This is a genomic window from Lactococcus sp. LG606 (genome assembly GCF_017309645.1).
Classification (GTDB): Bacteria; Bacillota; Bacilli; order Lactobacillales; family Streptococcaceae; genus Lactococcus; species Lactococcus petauri.
In genome coordinates this window covers 370,571-392,023 of sequence record NZ_CP071301.1, presented here as the reverse complement: position 1 = coordinate 392,023, position 21,453 = coordinate 370,571, and the positions used below count along the sequence as shown (strand labels likewise).

Genomic DNA, 21,453 nt, shown 5'->3' with positions numbered 1-21,453 from the left:
AGTAACAATGAAAGATAAAATTTTAATCATCGAAGACGATGTGAGTATCGCCAACTTACAAAAGGACTATTTGGAAATTAACGGAATAGATGCTGTGATTGAAACAGACGGAACAGCTGGTTTAAACACTGCTCTAAATCTAAATTTTGACTTAATTATCGTGGATATTATGCTTCCTGGGGTTGATGGATTTGAGATTTGTAAAGCAATTCGAAATAAAAAACAAACGCCTATCATGATTGTTTCCGCAAAAAAAGAAGATATTGATAAAATTCGCGGACTTGGCTTGGGTGCTAACGATTATATGATTAAACCATTCAGTCCCAATGAACTGGTGGCACGAGTCAAAGCTCATATCCAGAACTATAAAATTTTAAAACCTAAAGAAAACTCCGATATTCTTAAGATAGATGACCTTATCATCCACAAGGATTCACATAAGGTTTACGTATTAGACAAAGAAATCATCCTCACGAACAAGGAATTCCAACTGTTGCTCTTTTTAGCCGAACACCCAAATCGAGTATGGAGCAAGGAAAGCTTATTCGAACAAATCTGGGAGATGGATATTTATGATACAGATGTTGCTACTGTTGTTGTTCATATTAAAAGACTAAGAGAAAAATTCAAAAGCGTTCAGTCGCCAACACAGCCTATCGAAACTATTTGGGGCGTGGGCTATCGCTTTAATTTATAATAAAAAACGTTTCTATCATAAGGACAGAAACGTTTTTTATTATATTATTTATTTTCCAAGATAACGATGTTCAAAAGCTTCAAGGCTTTCACCTTCTCGACGTTCAACAACTTTTTCAACAGTCCATAATTCATCATGGCTACGATCACGCATCGTATCCGAAGTATCTAGAGGACGTAAACTTGCTGCTGTACGTGCTTTGACAGCTTCATCTTCTGGGAAGAGATGAGGAGGTAAACTTAAGTCTTTCCCTGCTTCTTCTTTTGATTCGTCAATCCAGAAACCTGAAGTAATTAATGCCTCTTCATAACTGTCGACAGCACCATCACCTGACTCAGCCATATCAAGAGCGCCAATACCTGGTGTAAATGTAGCAATTTCAAACAGAACACCCGGAGCTACACGCACGTATTCGCTAGAGAAGTAGAAACGATCCACCAAGCCAGAATGTGGTAAACGAAAGGCTTGAATACGTTCAATCCAGTAATTTAAAGTTTCAGGATTTGTCGTTCCTAATGCTAAATGATGAATTGTACCGTAGCCTTGATAAGCATAACGCTCATTTTCTTGCGCTTCTTCAATGATCAAAGCTGCACCATTGCCTCCATTGGCTACTTCAAAAAGATGCAAATTATTTTCTTGACCAGCATAACGGAAGCCAAAGACTGTTTCCAAAATAATCCGTAAATTGTAAGTGTCCGTAACTTTCACAAAGACTGGACCCATGCCAATGATTCCATGTTCAGGCGCTACATTTGAGAGAAGCCATGAACGATCCAGTGCAGCATCACCTGTGTTGTCTTGATCGGAAATCAATTGGTATTTTTGGCCATCAAAATCTTCAAATTCGAGTGTTTTCTTGCCAAATTTGACATTAATTTCGCCATGTTTAACTTGCGCTTTTTCAAAACGCTCTGTCCAGTAAGTAAGAGAAGCGTCACTTGGTACACGAAACGAAGCACGCTCAATATTGTTTGCCCCATGCATTCCTTTGGGAATATCTTTGAAGTCAAAGAAGGTCATATTTGGACTTTTCCCATCTTCCCCTGTGAAGTAAAGGTGATAAGTCTCATAATCATCTTGATTGACGGTTAATTTTGCCAAACGTAAGCCTAAGATATTTGTAAAAAAGTCATAATTCTTTTGTGCGCTTGATGTGATTGCTGTAACGTGGTGAACTCCACCAAGGATGTTTTGTGTTTCAATTTCTGTGTTCATGGGATTTTCCTCTTTTTTTAGTTTTTTTATGATTTTCTCGATTGGAAAGACATGTTCATGTAAGCTTATCTTTTTCTTCATGCTGCTAACCATTTCTTTGCTGCTACAAGTTCATCATTGCTTAATTGGTGACCAAAACTGGTTTTAAATACTTCCAGCTCACATTCTGTCTTTTGCAAGTCAGAAGAGAGCTCTTCCAGATTTGCTCGACTTACGATAGGATCATTGTCCGCGTGAGTCAGAAAAATTTTACTTTCATCTGCAATTACGGGTTCTTCTATATCGGTAAGTTGCATGGCATGAAAGGCTAAAACTCTATCAAATTGCATTATGCCTTTCAGTTGCATATATAGTGCAACATTCGCACCATTAGAATAACCAATCACTGCAAGTCGCGTAAGATCCAGCTGATATTTTTGTCCTAAACGTGTCACTTCTGTAGCTAACCATTGGGATTCTTGGCTCAGCGATTCCAAGTCAAAATTTTCTTTCGTAAAACCAGGACCTTTGAGTTTAAAGTAGCGGTTTATCCCTTGCTCACTGACGCGTCCACGAATGGATAAGAGAGGGTGATTGGGAAATAAGTCTTCAGCCAATGGAATCAGCTGCTCTTCATCACCACCTGTGCTATGCAAAACCAGAACAGGTGCAAGACTTTCATCGCCGGGTTTAAAAATATAGTTGGTCATTTCATTTCCTCTTTCTGATACAGATTAGACTTGCCTATTTTTGATACAGCCTCAACATCGTTTTATGTTTTTTTTAATTTTCATTTTTTGCCCTTTTCGTTTACGTTTGTAAACTATATTTGTATTATATCGTTTACTTTTGTAAACGTCAAGTATTTAAGATTATTTTTTCAAAAATTTTTTAGTGACTAAAATCCTGCAACTTACTTTAATTGTCCTTGAATTTTTACTTTTTTTGTTCTTTATCAAGTTTTCACTTACGAAGACACGGTCATTTATGTTATGATATAGTGCACTTAAAAAGAATGGAGAAAAAAAGATGCCTAAAAATTTTAAAGAAGAACTTGTTTTTACCGGATTAATTGCTGGAATGATGGTTTTTGGAATGACCATGTATAATGTTTTTAAAGCCAGCGGTATAAGTATGGAAAGTTGGGGAAATGTAGCTACTGGTTTTCCACTCGCTCTACTTGTCGCTGTCATACTTGATCTTGCACTTGTTGGTCCGCTGGTGAAAAAAATTGTCTTTTCTCATATCGAAAAAAAGAACTTACAGCCTTCTCCTGCGCAACTTGGTATTTTTATTTCCTTGTTTATGATTCTAGGAATGGTTACCCTTATGTCTATTTTTGGGATTATCATGGAAGGGACACCAACAACAGATAGTCTGCTTCTCTTGTATGGTAAAACATGGGCATTAAACATCGTCGTTGCACTTCCTCTTCAATTACTTTTGGTCGGTCCAAGTTCACGATTTATATTTGCGAAAATTTATCGTTAAATACCTGAAGAATACTAAAAAGTCCCTTTAAAAGATAAAGGGACTTTTTAGTCAAAAGAAAAAACTCTCCAAGTTGAAGAGTAAATTGAAATTATGAAATTATGTATTTAAATTGTATCAAAAAATTTACACTAGTAGTTAACATTTGTCTATAAATTTTTCTTTTTAAATAAAAAAAGCGGTCCATTATTTTTCGACCGCTTCATTTTGCATATTGTCATTCTTTTATTTCGTAGAGAGAACGACCAAGATGAAACCAAGTACAAGCCAAATACCAATAGTAATACCTGTAAAACGTTGCATCACAGCCTCAAAACCACGCGCTTTACGTCGTTCAAATAGCTCGCCTGAACCACCTGAAAAAGCATCAGCAGCACCATCTTGTTTAGAAGGTTGCATCAAAATTGAAATAACTAAAATTGCAGAAATAACCAACATAATGACGAGTAAAACGTCGTAAATTACTTTATCCATATATACTTTTCTTCCTTAATCAGAATTACACTAATAAGATTATAACACATTTGTTACTAGAATACGAACGATAAAAACAAAAAAGAACGGCAGTAATGCACGTTCTTTTTTGTTTAACCTTCTACATATTTGTAAGCTTCTTGAGCTGCTTGGGCTCCATCACCTACTGCAGTAGTAATTTGGCGGAAATCTTTTTGACGAACATCACCAACGGCAAAGATACCTGGAATGCTTGTCTTCATCGTAGCATCTGTGATAATCCAACCTTCTTCATCTGTAATACCTAAATCACGAGCAAATTCAGATACAGCATCCAAACCTACATAGATAAAGAGACCACCGAAGTTGGCTTCTGTAACTTCACCTGTCTTAACGTTTTTATAACGTACAGATTCGATTTTACGTTCATCACCTTTGATTTCTTCAAGAACAGAATCCCAGATAAATTTTATTTTATCGTTAGCAAAGGCGCGTTCTTGAATAATTTTTTGCGCGCGTAATTCGTCGCGGCGATGCATAATTGTTACTGTTTTACCAAAGCGAGTTAAGAAAATGGCTTCTTCAACAGCGGAATCACCACCACCAACAACCAAGATATCTTGATCACGGAAGAATGCACCATCACAGACAGCACAGTAAGATACACCACGGGCACCGTATTCTTCTTCTCCAGGAACTCCTAACTTACGGTGATTTGCTCCTGTCGCAATGATGATTGATTTTGTTTCAAATACTTCTTCTTCAGTATTGATTGTTTTAGTTGCACCATTATCGACGATTGATGTGACAAAGCCATAAGCATTTTCAACACCAAGATCAGCTAAAGGCTCATACATTTTCATTGAAAGTTCAGGACCCATGATTTGACCATAGCCTGGGTAGTTTTCAATTTCTGCTGTATTATTCATTTGCCCGCCCGGAACACCTCGTTCCAAAAGCAAGGTTTTCATTTCACTTCTAGCGCTGTACATAGCTGCGGTCATGCCTGCAGGCCCTGCACCGATAACTACTACATCGTAAATTTTTTCTGTCATAATTCACCTCTTCAAGTATAGAACCATTATAAATTCTCTTTTGATTATTTGCCATTATTTTGATTTACAATCATCTGATTCTTAAAATAATCAGTATACCAACAACTGCAAAACTCAAAATCGGAATCGTCAAAATATCCACCAAAATAATGTCAAATAAACGATTGCGCCAGACATTTCGGGGTTTATGATGATTACGGAGCCAATAGATAAAACCGTACAAAAGACTGAGTAAACCTACAACTAAAAAAGAAATGAGTAAACCTTTAAGATAAAACTGTAAAACTAAATTAATCATTTGAACTTCCTATATCAATGGTTTTAACATGACGAGAGAGAAACTCACTCGTCCGCGGATTTTTAGGATGATGGAACACTTCCTCAGGGCTACCTTCTTCAATGATTTTACCCTTTTCAAGGAAGAGTACTTTTGTAGCAACATTATAGACAAAGTCCATCTCATGACTCACCAAAACCATTGTTTGTTTATTTTTAGCTGCATTGAGAATAGTGTCTTGTACCTCGCCAACAAGTTCCGGATCAAGCGCTGATGTCGGCTCATCAAGCAAGAGCAAAGTTGGCTGCATTGCCATCGCTCGTGCTATTCCTACACGCTGTTTTTGACCGCCGGATAAGAATTTTGGATAGTAATCCATACGATCTTCAAGACCGACTTTTCTTAAATTTTCCTCAGCAAGCTTCTGTGCTTCTGCTTTGGACATTTTCTTAACTTGAATTAAACCTTCCATCACATTTTGGAGGGCTGTACGACGTTCAAAGAGATTGAACTGCTGGAAGACCATTCCTGTTTTGCGACGAAGCTCAAGAATTTCTTGTTTACTGATATGTTCAAAGTCGACTTTAAAATTATCAATTTCTAACTGTCCACTGTCTGCTTCTTCCAGATAATTAATAGAGCGTAAAAATGTTGACTTACCGGCACCTGATGCACCAATAAGCGCAATTACATCACCTTCATTAATTTCCAGATTAAGATTGTCAAGAACAACATTACCTGCAAAAGATTTACTTAAATTTGAAATTTTTATCATTTGTTGGTCACCCCATTATCAAAAGGATTGCGTCCAAGTGAGATTTTCCGCGCTGCTTTAGGCATTTTGATTTCCAGTTTGCTTTCAATCTTACGAATCAAGATTTCCAGAACGATACAGATTGGCCAGTAAATTAAGGCCAGAGCCAAATAGGTTTCAAAAAGACGGAAGGTTGAACCGCCAATTATTTGGGCTTGAGCGGTCATTTCGACTACACCAGCAACAAAAGCGAGTGAAGTTGATTTGAGTAAGCCAATCAAAGCATTGCCTAATGGCGCTGTTGCAACAGAAGCTGCTTCAGGTAAGGTTACACGCCAAAAAACTTGAAAATTTGTCATTCCTAGGGAGCGTGCTGCTTCGATTTGACCTTTATCTACTGATTGAATGGCTGAGCGGATTGTTTCTGAATTATAAGCACCTTCGTTAAGGGCAAAAGCCACAATCACAAAGAGCATAGCAGGAACCGAGTTAACTGTATAATTTGTTTCGTAATTCATATTGATTGCTTTAAGAATCAAGGGAATCCCTGTATAAGTCAAATAAAGTTGTACCAGAATTGGTGTCCCACGTGTAAAGGAAACAAACAAGGCACGCAACTGGTCTAAAATAGGAATTTTATTTATTCTGACAAGTGCAAGGAGCAATCCCAAAATAAGACCAAAGAACATTGCGATAAGTGTCATCTGCAATGAAATAGGAATCATTTTAATGATTGGTACAAAGGCTACTGTAAAGTCTTTCCAACTAAAAATTTTGGTGAAAAACATCGTCCAAAATTCGTCAAAACTATATTGCCCTTGCATGATTAAAAAGGGAAGCATAGGCAAAATAATCAACAGGAGCAAAACTCCCAAGCCTAAAATTATTTTTTTATTTTTATTCATTTTTATTCTCTTCATCAAAGAAAGCTGTCTGAACCCCTCACTCGTGCCACAAGCATTTGTGTGTGAGAGACTCAGGGACAGCTTTTACACTACTCCTACTATTATACAAGAAACTAAAAATTTTTTCTTGTCTGTGAAATATTTATTTAAACTTGCTTGCTTCAGGTACAAAATCTCCATCAAAGAATTTTTCTGAAAGTTTTTTCAAGGTACCATCTTTTTCAAGCTCCGCAAGTACTTTGTTGACTTTAGTTTGAAGTTCTTTGCCAGCATCATCTTTTGCAAAGAGGAAATACTCATAACCGTCATGTTCAGGATCACCTGTTGAAGTATCGATATCTTGAATTTTCAAGCTATCAAACCCTTGATCCTTAATACTTGATTGCAGAGAGATTTTATCATAAAGCATGAAATCAATCTTCCCAGATTCAATCTGGTTAAAGCGTGTATTGATAGATGTGCTATCTGAAGAGTAGCTGATATTTATTTTCTTATCTGGATGCGCATTGTTCCAATCATTGATAATCTTTGTATAGTTAGAAGCTGGATTACCGATTGTACTTTTACCTGCAAGATCTTCTAGGGTTTTATAATCACCATCTTTCGTTAATACTGCATTATTCGATTTAGAAATCGGTGATGAAAAATTATATTTTTCTGCACGTTCTTTTGACCAACCAAAATCATTGGCTCCCATCTGATAACGTCCACTGTCCAAACCTGGAACAATCCCAGAAAAGTCAACCGCTTGATACGTTACTTTATATTCAGGTAACTTATCAAAGACAGCACGTGCAACCTCAATGTCATATCCTGTTAAATTTCCTTGATTATCAGAATAGGTAAAGGGTTTAGTTGCTCCATCTGTAGCTACAACAATCTCCGTTTGCTTGGTTTTTGATTCTTCTTTACTTGATGAACCACCATTACTGCAAGCAGCTAAAGCTCCTGCGGCGATAAGCGAAACGAGCGCGAGTGAAAGCTTCAGTGACTTTTTCATAGTAATGTTCTCCTTAATTTTTTGATATTTAAAGTTTATCACGCTCCCTATTGGTTTGTCATATTATTTGTTTATCGAGGGGTTAAGATTTTTTTATGCCGGCATTTTATTTATTTAATATCAGCAAACAAAAAAGTTATCCGCAAAAAAGGATAACTATTTCTCTTTATTTCCAGACCGGTTGCCATGTAATGCCAAATTTGTCAGTGATCCAGGCACATTTACGAATATCTCCTACAGCTTCCGGCCCCATCATCACGCTTCCTTGGTCTGCTAAAGCTGCAAAGATTTCATCAAATTCAGCCTCGGTCGCACAGTCCAGAAGAAGGGAATTTGACCAATTTGGTGTTGGTGCTGCATATTCTTTTTGCATATCAAGAAAGAAAAGTTCTGTCCCTTTTATTTCCAAACTTCCATATAAAACAAGTTCTTCTTTCAGCTCAGAAAAAGCTGGGTTTTCATGATAAAACTCCATCCGTATAATCTTTGTGTCTGGCAAAACTTGAGCATAAAAAGTCATCGCTTCCTTGGCCTTACCATTTAATGTAATAAAAGGGGTGAGTTTTGCTTTTACCATCGTTCTCCTTTGCTTAAAACAAACCAGTAATTTTCCCAGTTTCGTCAATATCCATATTTAAAGCCGCTGGTTTTTTAGGTAAGCCAGGCATAGTCATCACGTCACCTAACAAGGCCACGATGAATCCTGCTCCAATCTTTGGCACCAACTCACGCACGGTAACTTCAAAGCCTTCTGGTGCTGCCAGAAGTTTAGGATTATCAGAAAATGAATATTGTGTCTTCGCCATACAAACAGGCAACTTATCCCAACCATTCTCCTCAATTTCTGTTAATTGACGAGCTGCTTTTGCAGAAAAATTAACTTTCTTGCCACCATAAATTTGTGTCACAACTGTTGTAATCTTGCTCTCTACCGATGCTTCTAAATCATAAAGATAATGGAACTCTCTTGCTTCCTGCGTGAAAATACTTGTTAGTTTTTCGGCTAAATCAATTCCACCTGCGCCGCCCTTTTCAAAGACTTGTGTCAAACTCACAGCAATACCTTCTGCTTCAACAAGTCGTGTTAACTCAGCTATTTCCGCCTCAGTATCACTGGCAAATTGATTAATGGCTACAACGATTGGCGCACCATAGCTCGCCATATTTTTAATATGGCGTTTCAGATTTGCAAAGCCTTGGGTAACGGCTGCAACATTTTCGCCAGTTAGTTCCGTTTTAGCTACACCACCATGCATTTTCAATGCACGAAGAGTAGCAACAATTACAATAGCATCAGGGGTTTTTCCCAGTTGACGTGTTTTGATATCAAGGAATTTTTCGCCGCCTAAATCTGCTCCAAATCCAGCCTCTGTAATAGTTACATCTGCTAATTTTAAGGCTGTTTTTGTGGCTAAAACAGAGTTACAGCCGTGAGCAATATTGGCAAAAGGACCGCCATGTACTAATACGGGTGTCCCTTCAATAGTTTGGGCCAGATTTGGCTTAAGTGCATCTTTCAATAGGACTGTAATTGCACCTTCAATCTCTAAATCACCCACAGTGACCGGCTGACGATCATAAGTATAAGCCACAACAATACGTGAAAGACGTTCTTTCAAATCTGTCAATGAGGTAGCCAAACATAAAACAGCCATAATCTCACTGGCTACCGTGATATCAAAACCGTCCTCACGGGGCACACCATTAACTACACTGCCTAAGCCAGCAACAATATGACGAAGCTCGCGGTCATTCATATCTAAGACACGTTTCCAAACAACACGACGACTATCGATGTTTAGAGCATTTCCTTGGAAGATATGATTATCTAAAAGTGCTGCAATAGCATTATTCGCTGTTGTCATGGCATGAATATCGCCTGTGAAATGCAAGTTAATATCTTCCATCGGAAGAACCTGAGCATATCCTCCACCTGTTGCACCACCTTTTATCCCCATCACAGGGCCCAATGAAGGTTCACGTAGCGCCACCATTACCTTTTGGTTCAAGCGTGCAAAGGCATCTGCTAGTCCAACTGTCACCGTTGATTTTCCTTCACCAGCAGGAGTTGGGTTAATGGATGTAACCAAGACAAGTTTTCCCTCAGCATTATCCTCAAACTTTTTAAGGCATTCGAGTGGTATTTTTGCTTTATATTTTCCGTAAAGTTCGATATCTTCAAAACTTAAACCAATTTTCTCAGCGACGTCTGTGATAGCTTCCATCTTGCATTCTTGTGCAATTTCGATATCTGTTTTCATCTTTTAAATAACTCCCTAATCTCCATAACTTCCTTATCATTTTAACAGAAACATTTGGAAATTTCCTTTGCAAATGCTAAATTTAATAATTTTACCCTTTGAATGTTCGGCTTTAACTTTTACTTTCTCCTAAACAATAAGTGTTTCAAGCCCTACACGCATCATATCAGTAAAGGTAGTTTGACGTTCTTCTGAACTTGTTGACTCTCCTGTCACTAGACTATCAGAGATGGTCATGATTCCTAATGTTTGGACATTATGTTTTGCACCCAAATAATAAAGAGCTGCTGCTTCCATCTCTACTGCTTTTACGCCCAATTTACCTATAGCCAGCGTATCAATATCACTGTAGAATAAGTCAGCCGAAAGAACAATTCCTACATGGGTTGGAATATTTAAGTTTTTCGCAATGTGATAGGCCTTATCTAACAAATCAAAATCAGCAATTTGCGGCAAATCAAACTGTGGCCAGTCATTTTTAATAATGCGTGAAGTTGTGGCAGCGCCTTGTGCCAAGACTAAATCTCGTACATGCACATCTTCATTTAGCGCACCTGCTGTGCCTACTCGGATTAATTTTTGCACGCCGTATTCGGTGATTAATTCATGTGCATAGATGGAGATTGATGGCATTCCCATGCCTGTTCCCATAACTGAGATACGGTGTCCTTTATAAGTCCCTGTATAGCCCAACATGCCTCGCACATTATTAAATTGTTGAGCATCCTCGAGAAAATTCTCAGCAATAAACTTGGCACGCAATGGATCGCCTGGCAAGAGGATTTTATCTGCAATTTGACCTTTTTTAGCTTCGATATGAACTGACATAGTTACTCCTTATGTTTAGGTTATTTTGGTGCCAGCTTTCTTCACTAAAAAAAGAAAACGCTAACACGTTTTCTCTTATTTTATCACATTTTCACTAAAACATTCTTAACAAGTGTTTTAAATGTTTCTTTCACACGTTCTGTTGTCTCAACAACTTCAGCGTGATTAAGTTCACTTTGCATTCCTGCAGCTAAGTTAGTAATGCATGAAATACCTAGAACACGCATTCCGGAATGAACAGCCACAATAACTTCAGGAACAGTTGACATACCTACGGCTGAAGCTCCCATCGTGCGAGCCATATGAATTTCTGCTGGTGTTTCGTAAGTAGGTCCGGTGAAGCCCATGTAGACCCCTTCTTGAACTTTAGCTGACATTTCTGCTGCTGTTTCCTTAGCAAGCTCTTGATAGGCTTTGTCGTAGGCTTGTGACATATCTGGGAAACGTGGTCCGATTTCATCATCATTAGGGCCAATCAATGGGTTTGTTCCCATGAAGTTGATATGATCGTTGATGATCATCAAGTCGCCAGGTGCGAAGTCTTTATTTACTCCACCTGCAGCATTGGTAACAATAATTGATGGTGTACCAAGAGCTGAGAACACACGTACAGGATAAGTCACAACTTCCATTGTATTTCCTTCATAGAAGTGAAAACGCCCTTGCATAGCAATAACTTTCTTACCAGATAAATCACCATAAACGAGTTGTCCAGCATGACCAACAACTGTTGAAACAGGGAAGTGAGGGATTGTTTCATATTTGATAATAACAGGATTTTCAATTTCTCCTGCTAATTCTCCCAAACCTGATCCCAAGATAAGAGCGACATCAATAGCGCCAACACCTTGATCTTTGAGGTATTTTGTCGTTTCGTCTAACTTCATTTTCAATTCCATTTTTGTGTTCCTTTAATTTTTATTTTTTCCAGCGCTTCAAGCCCTTTATTTGCATCGGGTAAAGTGTCTTGAGGAGCCATTTTTTAATTCCTGATATTTCCAGTTGTTCCAAGGCTTTACTTCCTAAAGCAATTGTTTCTTCCAAAGTAATATTGGGTTGTGTCCAAGAGCCATTCTGGTAGCAATATCTACAATATTCGGTAGCTGCTTGGCCGTTTCTTTCCGTTCCAAAATCGACCGCTTGTGCTAAAGGCATACCGCAAGATTGACAAAAAACTTTTTTAGTCATGAATTAGACCAAGCTTCCAAGGAAGGACTCCCCGATTTCAGCCTTGTCAATATTAAAATTATCTGCAATAGTAGCAGAGATATCCGCGAAGTGGCCCAAAGGTAGAACTTTTGGTTCTTTCAATGAAGGTGAGAAGATAACAAGTGGAATATATTCCCGTGTATGGTCTGTACCTACATAGCTTGGATCATTCCCGTGATCAGCTGTAATCATTAACAAGTCATCTTCATGCATGGCTTCAAGAATTTCAGGCAAACGTCCGTCAAAGTCTTCGATCGCTTGTCCATAACCTTCTACATCACGACGGTGACCATATTTCGCATCAAAATCAACCAAGTTCGTAAAGCTAAAGCCTTCAACGAATTCTTCTTTACGCATTGCTTTGAGAAGACGATCGACACCATCCATATCGTTTTTATTATGTCCCATATCATATTTCACACCAACTGTGTTGAAAATATCAGAGATTTTACCTACTGAGTATGTATCTACGCCAGCATTATAAAGTTTTTCTAACACTGTTTCGTCAAATGGGCTCAAGGCATAATCACGACGGCCATCAGTACGTGTAAAGTCCCCTGGTGTACCCACATAAGGACGAGCAATTATACGACCAATCATAATACCAGAACCTTCCAGTGTGATTGAACGCACGTATTCGCAAATTTTGTACAATTCTTCACGAGAAATAATATCTTCGTGTGCCGCAATTTGTAACACAGGATCAGCTGAAGTATAAATAATCAACTCGCCTGTTTCCATTTGACGTGGTCCAAAATCATCGATAACAGCTGTTCCAGAATAAGGTTTGTTGGCTTCACGAATGACTTTACGGCCTGAAAACTCTTCAATTTTTTGAAGGAGATCTTCAGGATATCCTTCCGGATATGTTGGGAAAGGAGTTTGAATATTCAAGCCCATGATTTCCCAGTGCCCTGTCATTGTGTCTTTACCTTTAGAAACTTCTTGTAACTTGGTCACATAAGCTTTAGGCTGATCAGCAGCTGGAATAGTTTTTAGGGCTGTATCGCGTGGGATATTGCCCCAGCCCATTTCTTGAAGATGAGGAACATTTAGACCACGGATTTCTGAGATGTGACCAATTGTATCCGAATTCACATCATTTACTGCTTCGTGTGTTTCTACATCGTGGTTGAAAAACTTATCTGCATCTGGTGCAGCACCGATTCCAACGGAATCCATAACTACGAGGTGAACACGATTAAATTTCTTAGGCATATTATTTTCTCCTTACTTAGTGAACTTCTATATTATCATTATAAACTATTTAGTGATGAATAGGTTTCCAGAGCTAAACCTTCATGCAGAAAAACTTTTCTCGTTCGGAAGTTGCCCTTTGATGAGAAAAACGAAAACTGCTAAAGCCGCAATGGCTACACATGCAATCATGAGAAGAACCTCACTATAATGTCCTTTGACGGTTGCCGCAAAAACATGAAGATTTACACCATCAATAAAACGTGAAGAATAAGTAAACCCGATTGACATTGCAATATTGATGCAAAGATTGTAGAAACCAATTGCTGTTCCTTTATTTTCTTCTGGCATTTTTTCCAAACTTGTGTGCATAAGTGGTGCATACATCATGGCAAAAGCACATGAACTTAAAATAAGTAAGCCTGTGAAAAGGAAAACTGAGGCTCCCATGAACAATGCAGCAAGCACAATTGTCACCACAATAGTCACCATTGAAACAATAACGGCTTTAAATGAATTAAGTTTGGAAGCAATTGCTCCTGAAAGACTACCTACAATCGCAGCTGCTAAACATGCAGGAATAAACATCAAAGATACACTATCTAATTGCATTTGATACACATTTGTAAGCAAAAATGAAAATGTATTCAAGGTAAAGGCAGCTTGTGTCGAGTAGATCAAAAGTGCAGCAATCAAAGTAAAGACAAACAATTTGTTTTTGAAGAAGTCAATCGTAATAAAAGCATTTTTCTTTTTCGAAATATAAAGTAAGAAAACAATTGTTGCCAAAATAAAACCAATCAGAACAAGCCACGAGAAGTTGGTCAGGTAAACCATTGCAGTAACAGCAACAGCTGCAACAAGCATAATTCCCATCACATCAATATATTTTTTCTCACCAGATTCTTTAGGAAGATATTTTAAAAGGAAGGGGATAACCAATAAAGAAAGTAACGGAACAAGGAAAAGCGTTTGCCAAGCCAAATGCGTAGTGATAAATCCTCCAGTCAAAGTGCCAATAACTGTCGCAATTTGAAAACTAGACGTTGAAAAGCCATAATATTTTTTTTGCTTATCTGGTGCAACATAGCGGGCTACAAAAATAAGATAGAGGGTTTCAGTAGCACCCAATCCAGCTGCCTGAATGACACGCGCAAAAACAACCAACCAGTAATTATCATGAACCAGGTAACCCATAAAGGAACCTGCAGAAATCAAAAGAATACCAAAAATAAGTAATGAACGAATACTAATACTGTCAGAAAGGGATGCATAGACGACTGCTCCCATCCCTATAACTAATCCGGCCAAGGTCACTTGCCAAGCTACTGTACTCGCAGAAACATGGAAATATTCAACCAGTTTAGGGGAAATTATTTTAAAAGAATTATCAATGACCAAAGAAAAAATCATCAATAAAAGGATGACAGGGACAGCTTTGCCTATCTGTACTTCTTGTGTTGTATTTTGCTGACTTGTAGAGAGTTGTGCTTCCACAGTTAGTCCTCCGATATGATATATTTAAGCGTTTCATGAAAACGCTATCTTTAAAGAATATAATTATTATATCTTAAATATTTCTGAAAATGTATTCGCTTTCTCATGAAATATCTTGAAAAACTTTACAAAAAAAGACAAGTTACTAACTTGTCTTCTTTTATCTGATTGTACCTTTTGCGCGATAGATAGTAAACATATCCACCATAATACGACAAATGACTTCTAAAGGTAAAATACTTCCAGCATCTCCATAGAGTTCTTCTTTCTCTAATTTACTTTGATAAGCAAGTAGATAGTAGTCACTCATTTGGGCCAATTGGCTTCGGTAGTTACTTGTCAGAACTATTACTTTTGCACCCTTCTTCTTTGCTTTTTTAGCTGCAGAAACAATGATTTTCTCCTCACCTGTTGAAGAAACGATAAGCATCATATCTTCTGAAGTCAGTTTTTCAGCATACATTTCCATATCATCATAGTAACGACTGATTGCATTTTTCCCTAGCGTTTGAAATCGATGAATCATATCATCCGCTACAGCTTCACTTGCGCCACGCGCTACTGTCATGATCATCTTCGTTTCCACTAAAGCTTTCGAAATAGCTTCCAAGTCGGCAGGGTTAAGTAAACCAATCGTCCGTGAAACTTCAATCAAGTTCTTAAAAACATATTGATTAGCCTCGTCAGACAAACCAACTATCTTGTTTTCTTCCGCATTAGCTCCATTTTTATTTCTTTTGAGAGAATTTTTGAAATCGGCAAAGCCATCAAATCCTCTTTTTTTGAGAGTTCGCACAATTGTGGCTGTACTCACATGTGCTTCTTCAGCAATTTGAGTAATTGACATCAATTGAACTTTTGACTTGTTTTCTTCCAAAAATTCCCAAGTATACATTTCCGCATCTGATAATTTTTCCATAGTTACTCAATTATATCATATCCAAGAAGGAAGAAGATACAAAAAAGCGCTCTTCATGAGCGCAATTGTCTGGTGTTATTCTGCTAATGATTTTAATTTTGAATTTTTAAAGACATCAATAGTATAAATTTTATTGAGGACTTTACATAAACCAAATGCAAGGTTGAAATCGACAAAGCTATGAACAATTCCACCGAAGAAGACAAGCATAAGCAAGCTATTTAAGGCTTGAGGATTAAGATCTGCAAAACCAATACGATAAAAGGCTAAAACAACCAAGGCCTCCAATCCTGCATGGAAAACTCCCAAAATCAGGTTAAAAACTTGTAGTTTAACTTTTTTGTCAACTAAATCTGGATTCTTCTTCAAGAACCAAGCACCAGCAGTCATTACTACAATATGAGTTGCCGCTCGCATCCAGATAAGGGGAACTGGGACACTAATAAAGAAACCAAGTGTGGTCCCAACAGCTACAAGCGCTGCTAAATAAGGGCTAAAGAACATAGCGGCCATAACTGGCACGTGTGAAGCAAGAGTAAATGATGCGGGGCCAATTACGATTTTTGCCGGCATAATCATCGGAATTAAAATCCCTAAAGCCGTAAGAAGAGCACCAATCACCAAGTTCCTGATTCTTTTTCTACTATCAGAGTTCACTTTTATAATACCAACCTTTCTATGTTCACTATTTTACAATATTTCCCAGCGAATAAAATTACAATTTAGTTACATTTCCTGTTTTTTTACGTATATTAGGGAAGAGTTCAGTTTTCTATACACTTTAAAAGAAAAAAGTCTGAATAAATTCAGACTCTCTTGTTATTCTTTAAGGCCTAGGCGTTCTTTAATCTGCTTAACTTGCAGTTTTGTGAATTCCTCTGGGCTGTTCTTTTGTAGTTCCATCATTGCTTTTGCTTGCGCAGGATTTGCTTTCAGTGCTGCTTCTTGCTGAGCTTGCATCGCTGGTACTTCTTGTTGAAGTTTTTTAGCTTCATCTTGGGTCAAGACGAGCCACGTATCCTTAGGCACGTAAGCACGCGCGTGTTGAGAAACAAGCTTTCCTTCTTCTCCGCCAATACCGAAAAGGAACTTCATAAAGTTGTCTTTAAATTTCCATTTGACTGTTGTTGTAACAACTTTGGCTTCAGACTCAGACGTCAGCTTGTAGTCTGCCGTTTTTTTCAAAGTTTCAACCATATGTTTTTGATCCGGTTGGAAATGAACTTCAGGCTCCTTATCTTCTTTGTTTGTACGGTAGACTAAAGCATAATTATTGGTGTCTTGACCGATTTCTGCTTTTAAAAGCACCCCAAAGGCAGCATTAGTATCTCCTGCTGTGTAAATTTTCTTCGTTTCAGTAGAAGTTACTTTCTCCATACCCCAGTTATCTTTAATGTGTATTGTCAAAGCCATAACTGATGCTGTAAGTAGGATTAATGATAAACCACCAACAAGACCACGCCAAAATATTTTATCAATGTGGATAAAGCCGTAGAAGGTTAAAAGTGTAAATAAAGCAATAAGTATGATAATCATTATTTCTCACCTCCTACTTCTTTTTTGTTTTTAACAATATGCCCTTGAAGGAAAAATGAAAGGACGAGCCCAAGGATAGCAAAGGCTAACCCTATAGCGAAAGAGGCGTGATAGCCTTTAAGCATGGCATCTAACATATCTCCTGCAAAAGCAAGTGGGTTGGACTCTTTCAAGCTTGCTGCAGGTTGTGAATTGGTAATAATATTTTGCGTAACAGAGCTTAAGAGCGCCACAACAACAGCTGAAGCAACTTGACGTGCTGTACTATTTGCTGCAGTACCATGTGCCGATTGTTCGCGTGGTAAAGCGTTCATGGCTGATGCAGTTAAAGGCATCATTACCATCGCAATACCAAACATACGCAAACCATAGAGCACAGTAATAAAGTGTTCTGGTGTTGTTGTTGTCAAAAACATAAATGGAATTGTACCAATGGCCAAAATGGTAAAACCAACACGCGCTAAGCGTTTCGCACCTACTTTATCATAGGCAGCACCCGCAAGTGGACTCACGATCCCCATCATCAAGGCACCAGGTAAGAGTGTCAAACCTGAACTCAATGGTGAAAGACCGTGGACTTGTTGCATATACAAAGGCAACATCATTTCAACACCCATCATAGCCATCATTGAAAGTGCCATAACAACGGTTGTCAAAGCAAATTGTTTATTTTTAAATACGGAAACGTTTAAGAAAGGTGTTTCCATATGCAATTGACGATGGACAAAGAGAGCAATGATTGCTACCCCCGCAACGATAGGTAGGATAACCGTTTGAAGATCACCCCAGCCATCGCTAGCTACATTTGTAAAGCCCCATAAAAAGAGCCCAAAACCAAGAACTGATTCGACTAATGACATAAAATCTAGCTTCATGTCACGATTAGGCACAATGTCACGCATAAAAATAAGCATCAATACCCAACAAATGGCAATAACAACCATTGGAATCAAGAAGATTGTGCGCCATGATTGTTCCAGAGTGAATCCTAAAATGACATGATCTTTATCTAGAATCCATCCTGCATAAGTAGGGCCAATTGCTGGTGCAAGACCTATAACAAGTCCCATAGCACCCATAACAGCACCCATTTGTTTTGGTGAGAACATATTGACCATAACAACCTGCATCAAGGGCATCGAAATACCAACGGCAATAGCTTGCATGATACGAGCTCCTAAAAAGACGCTCCATGTCGAAGTTGGTGCCGAATAGGCGACAAACATTCCAGCCAATAAAATTGCATAAGAAATCAAATATAACCAGCGTGTTGGGAATTTTGTTGTTAAATAGGCCGATACAGGGATCATAATTCCGTTTGCCAACAAGAACCATGTTGTGGCTTGTTGCCCCGTAGCTAAAGAAATATTAAAATCATTCATCAATGTGGGCATTGCTGTACCCAATGAGGTTTGCATGAGCATCCCTCCAAAAGTAGCAATCAAAATAAGTGCAAGAACAATTCCTCGATTAAATGGTTTCCCATGAATATCGAGTGGCTGATCTTTTGTTAATTCTTCAGTCATACTTTTTCGTTTTCCTCCTCAAATATTTCCATTGCTAAATCAAAAAATAGTTGGACATTTTCGACAAAACTTTTGGTGCGTTCTTCGCCCATTCGTTCAAGGATTTTCACAATACGGCTCACAGCTTCTTTTCTTGATTGCTCCGCTTCTTCACGACCTTTAGCCGTGATAGCCACTAAAATTTTACGACGGTCCGTACGAGAGATCTCACGTGTAACAAGTCCTTTCTCCTCAAGATTATTAAGAATTGTTGCTACTCGCGCTGTACTCATATTGGTTTGCTTCGCAATGTCACTAGGTAAAATTGGTGAGCCAGTATTTTTATAGAGGCCAACCAAAACGAGTTTTTCACCATGCGCATACTTACTAAAACGGCTCATAACTTCAGTTTTACTGCGACTCTTCACACAAGATAAAAAAGTTTCTGCTGCTTGATTGTAATCCATATCTTCCATTCCTAACACTATTAATTATCTAACACTGTTAGTATTATATTCTCTTTATTATCAATTGTCAAAAATTTACTACGATAAAGAAAGCTTAATCCCTCAAGGTTATCCCTCTTTTTTATTTGGGAATATTAGTGAAAAAGTTTTCATATAAAAAGAGACCTCCTAATAGTGGTCTACTTTAATGGCCATTTTTTTCGATAATACTAGTGCAGAGCAAGGAGATAAAAAATAGTTTTTTGAAAATCTCCAACTCTTTTTATGGAATGTATGTATTATAAGTCTTGTATCTTAAGGTAAACTGAATAAAAAAGGTTAAATTTTAGCTTTGCAATATGCAGTTTGGGCACAAAAAATCATAATCATAAAAAAAAACATTATTAACTGGAGGAGACTTATTGATATTTTAAACATAGTTTTTTTAACGTTTATTTTTATTGGTGTTTCCATAAACTAAGGATTTAATTTCATTGGTTTTATGATAAAATATAAATATTGGAAAATTTTAATTTTACAGGAGTGAATAAGAAAAATGAGGATGCAACACATAGATAGCGCAATAAAAAGAATACTTTTCTTCTTATTATTTTTACTTTCGTTTTATTGGCTTTTTTGGTCTGTAAGGTACATCTTTTCGGATGTTCTTCCGAGTATGAGTCACACATTCTTTTTATCACTACTTGTTTTGGGAATTGTTTCGGGAATCATCTTTTATAAATCTCTAAAACCCTTGGTTATCAAGCTCTTCAAACTCCTTTATACTTATCGTTATTTTGTTATCGGAATACTTTTCATAGGTCAGATTGTGATATCTGTATTTGCCCAATGCCTTCCCAACGGAGATGCTTCTATTCTATATAAGGTAGCAACCGCTCCACCAACACACAGTGGTTCATCCATTAGGTACTTCTCCTTATTTCCGAATAACTTTCTCATTTTTATCACCTTTAAAATCTTGAACGGCATTGTTACAGCCCCGCACCTTATTTTAACTGTGTCAATTTTAAATGCTCTACTTATTGATGGCGGTATTTTATTGCTGACGGGTCTGGCTGATCATCTGAAGGGGGAAAAATTAGCTCGAATTGTCTTTTTAGAAAGCCTATTTCTATTTGGGTTACAACCACATTTTTTATCTTTCTATAGCGATCCAGCTACCTTCTTCCTAATGGCTCTGCTGTGTTATTTAGTGATTATAAATTTAGATAAAGCTGGGATTTTTAGATGGTTTGCTATTGGCCTTCTTTTTAGTATTGCCTACAAAATTAGAGTGCCCATTTTTATTTACCTTATCGCCTTAATCCTCCTGATTATCTATAGGTTGATTTTCGACAAGAAACAAGTAAACTTTAAGCGCCTGTTCATCCGGAGCTTACTCCTTCTTTTAGGGATGCTCACAATGACTTTCGCTATTAATTTTTATGCGGAAAATCAAAAGTTTGTAGAATATGATGGAAAATACACTATGAGTCCCTGGTTTTTTGTAGACTTAGGCTTGACTGCTACAGGAGCAGATCATGCAGCAGTCAGTCAGGATGTTAAGTTTTTGGACGCTAAGGGTCAATTTAAACCAAGATCTGAACTGGAACCTCAACTTAAAGAGGATGTAAAAAAAAGATTCTCACAATTTAGTACTTTGGGTCTTATCAAGCACCAAAGTACTAAATTTAAAATTTTTACACAAGATGGTAGTCTAGGTTGGACTGCAGAAAATGTTTTAAAAGAACAAAATATTGTTAAAACCAAATTTACAAACTCTAAATTTGGTCAAAAGATAAGATCAGTAATCTATGTTGGAAATCCTCACTATGGTAATTACGCCCTATACCTTCAAATCGCTTGGTCTATAATAATTTTGGGACTGGTTGCTTATTTTAAAAAATTTAGGCAGACCTCTAATTTTGAATTCTACCTGCAGATTGTATTATTTGGTGTCATCCTATACTTATCAATCTTCGAAGCTGGTAGAAGTCGCTATTTAATACAATTCCTTCCAGCAATTATTATGTTATCATCAATTGGATACTTAAATTATTTTAACAATCGTCAAAACAAATAAAATCAAAAAAGCTCTCAGTTTTATAGCTGAGAGCTTTTTTAAATTATTAAACATCAATAGTAGATTGTTCCTTTTGTAGTATATTATCGTATAAAAGTCCTGAAAGTCCTTTATAAATCAGTGTTTTCCAAGTATACACATAG

Annotated in this window: 23 protein-coding genes; 3 read left to right on the top strand and 20 right to left on the bottom strand. The window is 37.5% G+C overall.

Annotated elements, in window-relative coordinates; translation table 11 throughout:
* Window positions 1-7: 7 nt before the first annotated feature.
* Window positions 8-697 (top strand): response regulator transcription factor, encoded by a 690-nt coding sequence (locus J0J35_RS02075; RefSeq protein ID WP_206917451.1) that lies wholly within the window; start codon window positions 8-10, stop codon window positions 695-697.
* A gap of 48 nt (window positions 698-745) precedes the next feature.
* On the opposite strand, the gene J0J35_RS02070 is transcribed toward J0J35_RS02075, so the two are convergent.
* A complete protein-coding gene (locus tag J0J35_RS02070) occupies window positions 746-1,915 on the bottom strand; it encodes a VOC family protein (protein ID WP_206917449.1) in 1,170 nt (389 codons plus the stop codon).
* A 77-nt stretch (window positions 1,916-1,992) separates the two neighbouring features.
* Window positions 1,993-2,604, bottom strand: coding sequence for an alpha/beta hydrolase (locus tag J0J35_RS02065; RefSeq protein WP_019293156.1), 612 nt, complete (start codon window positions 2,602-2,604; stop codon window positions 1,993-1,995).
* 319 nt (window positions 2,605-2,923) lie between these two features.
* On the opposite strand from J0J35_RS02065, the gene J0J35_RS02060 reads away from it, so the two are divergent.
* Window positions 2,924-3,385 carry a DUF2798 domain-containing protein gene (locus J0J35_RS02060; RefSeq protein ID WP_061413246.1) on the top strand — a complete coding sequence of 154 codons (462 nt, stop codon included), beginning with the start codon at window positions 2,924-2,926 and terminating at the stop codon, window positions 3,383-3,385.
* A 225-nt stretch (window positions 3,386-3,610) separates the two neighbouring features.
* Here the strand turns inward: J0J35_RS02060 and secG are convergent, their stop codons facing one another.
* From secG to J0J35_RS01970, 18 genes are all read right to left on the bottom strand, one after another.
* The gene (secG, locus tag J0J35_RS02055) at window positions 3,611-3,859 is read right to left on the bottom strand and encodes a preprotein translocase subunit SecG (RefSeq protein ID WP_004258115.1); all 249 of its coding nucleotides are present in this window, start codon (window positions 3,857-3,859) and stop codon (window positions 3,611-3,613) included.
* 113 nt (window positions 3,860-3,972) lie between these two features.
* Entirely contained in the window at window positions 3,973-4,893 is a 921-nt protein-coding gene (trxB, locus tag J0J35_RS02050; protein WP_004258118.1) for a thioredoxin-disulfide reductase, read from the bottom strand.
* 70 nt (window positions 4,894-4,963) lie between these two features.
* Entirely contained in the window at window positions 4,964-5,191 is a 228-nt protein-coding gene (locus J0J35_RS02045) for a DUF4059 family protein (protein ID WP_004258121.1), read from the bottom strand.
* Entirely contained in the window at window positions 5,184-5,945 is a 762-nt protein-coding gene (locus J0J35_RS02040) for an amino acid ABC transporter ATP-binding protein (RefSeq protein WP_061413248.1), read from the bottom strand. Before J0J35_RS02040 ends, J0J35_RS02045 begins: the two co-directional genes overlap by 8 nt.
* Entirely contained in the window at window positions 5,942-6,829 is an 888-nt protein-coding gene (locus tag J0J35_RS02035) for an amino acid ABC transporter permease (protein WP_206917446.1), read from the bottom strand. Before J0J35_RS02035 ends, J0J35_RS02040 begins: the two co-directional genes overlap by 4 nt.
* A 142-nt stretch (window positions 6,830-6,971) precedes the next feature.
* Window positions 6,972-7,829: an amino acid ABC transporter substrate-binding protein gene (locus J0J35_RS02030; RefSeq protein ID WP_017369767.1), complete on the bottom strand. Its 858-nt coding sequence runs from the start codon at window positions 7,827-7,829 to the stop codon at window positions 6,972-6,974.
* Between the two features lie 166 nt (window positions 7,830-7,995).
* Window positions 7,996-8,406 (bottom strand): VOC family protein, encoded by a 411-nt coding sequence (locus tag J0J35_RS02025; protein WP_086582056.1) that lies wholly within the window; start codon window positions 8,404-8,406, stop codon window positions 7,996-7,998.
* A 13-nt stretch (window positions 8,407-8,419) separates the two neighbouring features.
* Window positions 8,420-10,090 (bottom strand): formate--tetrahydrofolate ligase, encoded by a 1,671-nt coding sequence (locus J0J35_RS02020; RefSeq protein ID WP_206917445.1) that lies wholly within the window; start codon window positions 10,088-10,090, stop codon window positions 8,420-8,422.
* Window positions 10,091-10,219: 129 nt separating this feature from the next.
* Window positions 10,220-10,918: a purine-nucleoside phosphorylase gene (deoD, locus tag J0J35_RS02015; RefSeq protein WP_206917444.1), complete on the bottom strand. Its 699-nt coding sequence runs from the start codon at window positions 10,916-10,918 to the stop codon at window positions 10,220-10,222.
* Window positions 10,919-11,001: 83 nt separating this feature from the next.
* Window positions 11,002-11,817 (bottom strand): purine-nucleoside phosphorylase, encoded by an 816-nt coding sequence (locus tag J0J35_RS02010; RefSeq protein WP_165713706.1) that lies wholly within the window; start codon window positions 11,815-11,817, stop codon window positions 11,002-11,004.
* Window positions 11,818-11,836: 19 nt separating this feature from the next.
* Window positions 11,837-12,106, bottom strand: a complete 270-nt coding sequence (locus tag J0J35_RS02005) for a zinc ribbon domain-containing protein (RefSeq protein WP_019292125.1) — start codon at window positions 12,104-12,106, stop codon at window positions 11,837-11,839.
* Window positions 12,107-12,109: 3 nt separating this feature from the next.
* A complete protein-coding gene (locus J0J35_RS02000; protein WP_165706667.1) occupies window positions 12,110-13,345 on the bottom strand; it encodes a phosphopentomutase in 1,236 nt (411 codons plus the stop codon).
* An 81-nt stretch (window positions 13,346-13,426) separates the two neighbouring features.
* Window positions 13,427-14,821: an MFS transporter gene (locus J0J35_RS01995; RefSeq protein WP_206917442.1), complete on the bottom strand. Its 1,395-nt coding sequence runs from the start codon at window positions 14,819-14,821 to the stop codon at window positions 13,427-13,429.
* A gap of 160 nt (window positions 14,822-14,981) precedes the next feature.
* A complete protein-coding gene (locus J0J35_RS01990) occupies window positions 14,982-15,740 on the bottom strand; it encodes a MurR/RpiR family transcriptional regulator (protein ID WP_019292127.1) in 759 nt (252 codons plus the stop codon).
* Between the two features lie 75 nt (window positions 15,741-15,815).
* Window positions 15,816-16,397: a hypothetical protein gene (locus J0J35_RS01985; protein WP_004258153.1), complete on the bottom strand. Its 582-nt coding sequence runs from the start codon at window positions 16,395-16,397 to the stop codon at window positions 15,816-15,818.
* A 162-nt stretch (window positions 16,398-16,559) separates the two neighbouring features.
* On the bottom strand, window positions 16,560-17,276 hold the full coding sequence (locus J0J35_RS01980) for a DUF4811 domain-containing protein (protein ID WP_206917440.1): 717 nt from the start codon (window positions 17,274-17,276) through the stop codon (window positions 16,560-16,562).
* Entirely contained in the window at window positions 17,276-18,802 is a 1,527-nt protein-coding gene (locus J0J35_RS01975) for an MDR family MFS transporter (protein WP_206917439.1), read from the bottom strand. Before J0J35_RS01975 ends, J0J35_RS01980 begins: the two co-directional genes overlap by 1 nt.
* Window positions 18,799-19,248 carry a MarR family winged helix-turn-helix transcriptional regulator gene (locus J0J35_RS01970; RefSeq protein WP_029343317.1) on the bottom strand — a complete coding sequence of 150 codons (450 nt, stop codon included), beginning with the start codon at window positions 19,246-19,248 and terminating at the stop codon, window positions 18,799-18,801. Before J0J35_RS01970 ends, J0J35_RS01975 begins: the two co-directional genes overlap by 4 nt.
* Window positions 19,249-19,783: 535 nt before the next feature.
* On the opposite strand from J0J35_RS01970, the gene J0J35_RS01965 reads away from it, so the two are divergent.
* Window positions 19,784-21,310, top strand: coding sequence for a hypothetical protein (locus J0J35_RS01965; RefSeq protein WP_206917438.1), 1,527 nt, complete (start codon window positions 19,784-19,786; stop codon window positions 21,308-21,310).
* Window positions 21,311-21,453: the final 143 nt, after the last annotated feature.

Coding starts and splice junctions, on each gene's coding strand:
- secG (WP_004258115.1), bottom strand. CDS start 3,859: ATGGATAAAGTAATTTACGACGTTTTACTCGTCATTATGTTGGTTATT.
- J0J35_RS02075 (WP_206917451.1), top strand. CDS start 8: ATGAAAGATAAAATTTTAATCATCGAAGACGATGTGAGTATCGCCAAC.
- J0J35_RS01965 (WP_206917438.1), top strand. CDS start 19,784: ATGAGGATGCAACACATAGATAGCGCAATAAAAAGAATACTTTTCTTC.
- deoD (WP_206917444.1), bottom strand. CDS start 10,918: ATGTCAGTTCATATCGAAGCTAAAAAAGGTCAAATTGCAGATAAAATC.
- J0J35_RS02025 (WP_086582056.1), bottom strand. CDS start 8,406: ATGGTAAAAGCAAAACTCACCCCTTTTATTACATTAAATGGTAAGGCC.
- J0J35_RS02060 (WP_061413246.1), top strand. CDS start 2,924: ATGCCTAAAAATTTTAAAGAAGAACTTGTTTTTACCGGATTAATTGCT.
- J0J35_RS02005 (WP_019292125.1), bottom strand. CDS start 12,106: ATGACTAAAAAAGTTTTTTGTCAATCTTGCGGTATGCCTTTAGCACAA.
- trxB (WP_004258118.1), bottom strand. CDS start 4,893: ATGACAGAAAAAATTTACGATGTAGTAGTTATCGGTGCAGGGCCTGCA.
- J0J35_RS02070 (WP_206917449.1), bottom strand. CDS start 1,915: ATGAACACAGAAATTGAAACACAAAACATCCTTGGTGGAGTTCACCAC.
- J0J35_RS02040 (WP_061413248.1), bottom strand. CDS start 5,945: ATGATAAAAATTTCAAATTTAAGTAAATCTTTTGCAGGTAATGTTGTT.
- J0J35_RS02045 (WP_004258121.1), bottom strand. CDS start 5,191: ATGATTAATTTAGTTTTACAGTTTTATCTTAAAGGTTTACTCATTTCT.
- J0J35_RS02030 (WP_017369767.1), bottom strand. CDS start 7,829: ATGAAAAAGTCACTGAAGCTTTCACTCGCGCTCGTTTCGCTTATCGCC.
- J0J35_RS01975 (WP_206917439.1), bottom strand. CDS start 18,802: ATGACTGAAGAATTAACAAAAGATCAGCCACTCGATATTCATGGGAAA.
- J0J35_RS02020 (WP_206917445.1), bottom strand. CDS start 10,090: ATGAAAACAGATATCGAAATTGCACAAGAATGCAAGATGGAAGCTATC.
- J0J35_RS02000 (WP_165706667.1), bottom strand. CDS start 13,345: ATGCCTAAGAAATTTAATCGTGTTCACCTCGTAGTTATGGATTCCGTT.
- J0J35_RS02010 (WP_165713706.1), bottom strand. CDS start 11,817: ATGGAATTGAAAATGAAGTTAGACGAAACGACAAAATACCTCAAAGAT.
- J0J35_RS02035 (WP_206917446.1), bottom strand. CDS start 6,829: ATGAATAAAAATAAAAAAATAATTTTAGGCTTGGGAGTTTTGCTCCTG.
- J0J35_RS01990 (WP_019292127.1), bottom strand. CDS start 15,740: ATGGAAAAATTATCAGATGCGGAAATGTATACTTGGGAATTTTTGGAA.
- J0J35_RS02065 (WP_019293156.1), bottom strand. CDS start 2,604: ATGACCAACTATATTTTTAAACCCGGCGATGAAAGTCTTGCACCTGTT.
- J0J35_RS01980 (WP_206917440.1), bottom strand. CDS start 17,276: ATGATTATCATACTTATTGCTTTATTTACACTTTTAACCTTCTACGGC.
- J0J35_RS01970 (WP_029343317.1), bottom strand. CDS start 19,248: ATGGATTACAATCAAGCAGCAGAAACTTTTTTATCTTGTGTGAAGAGT.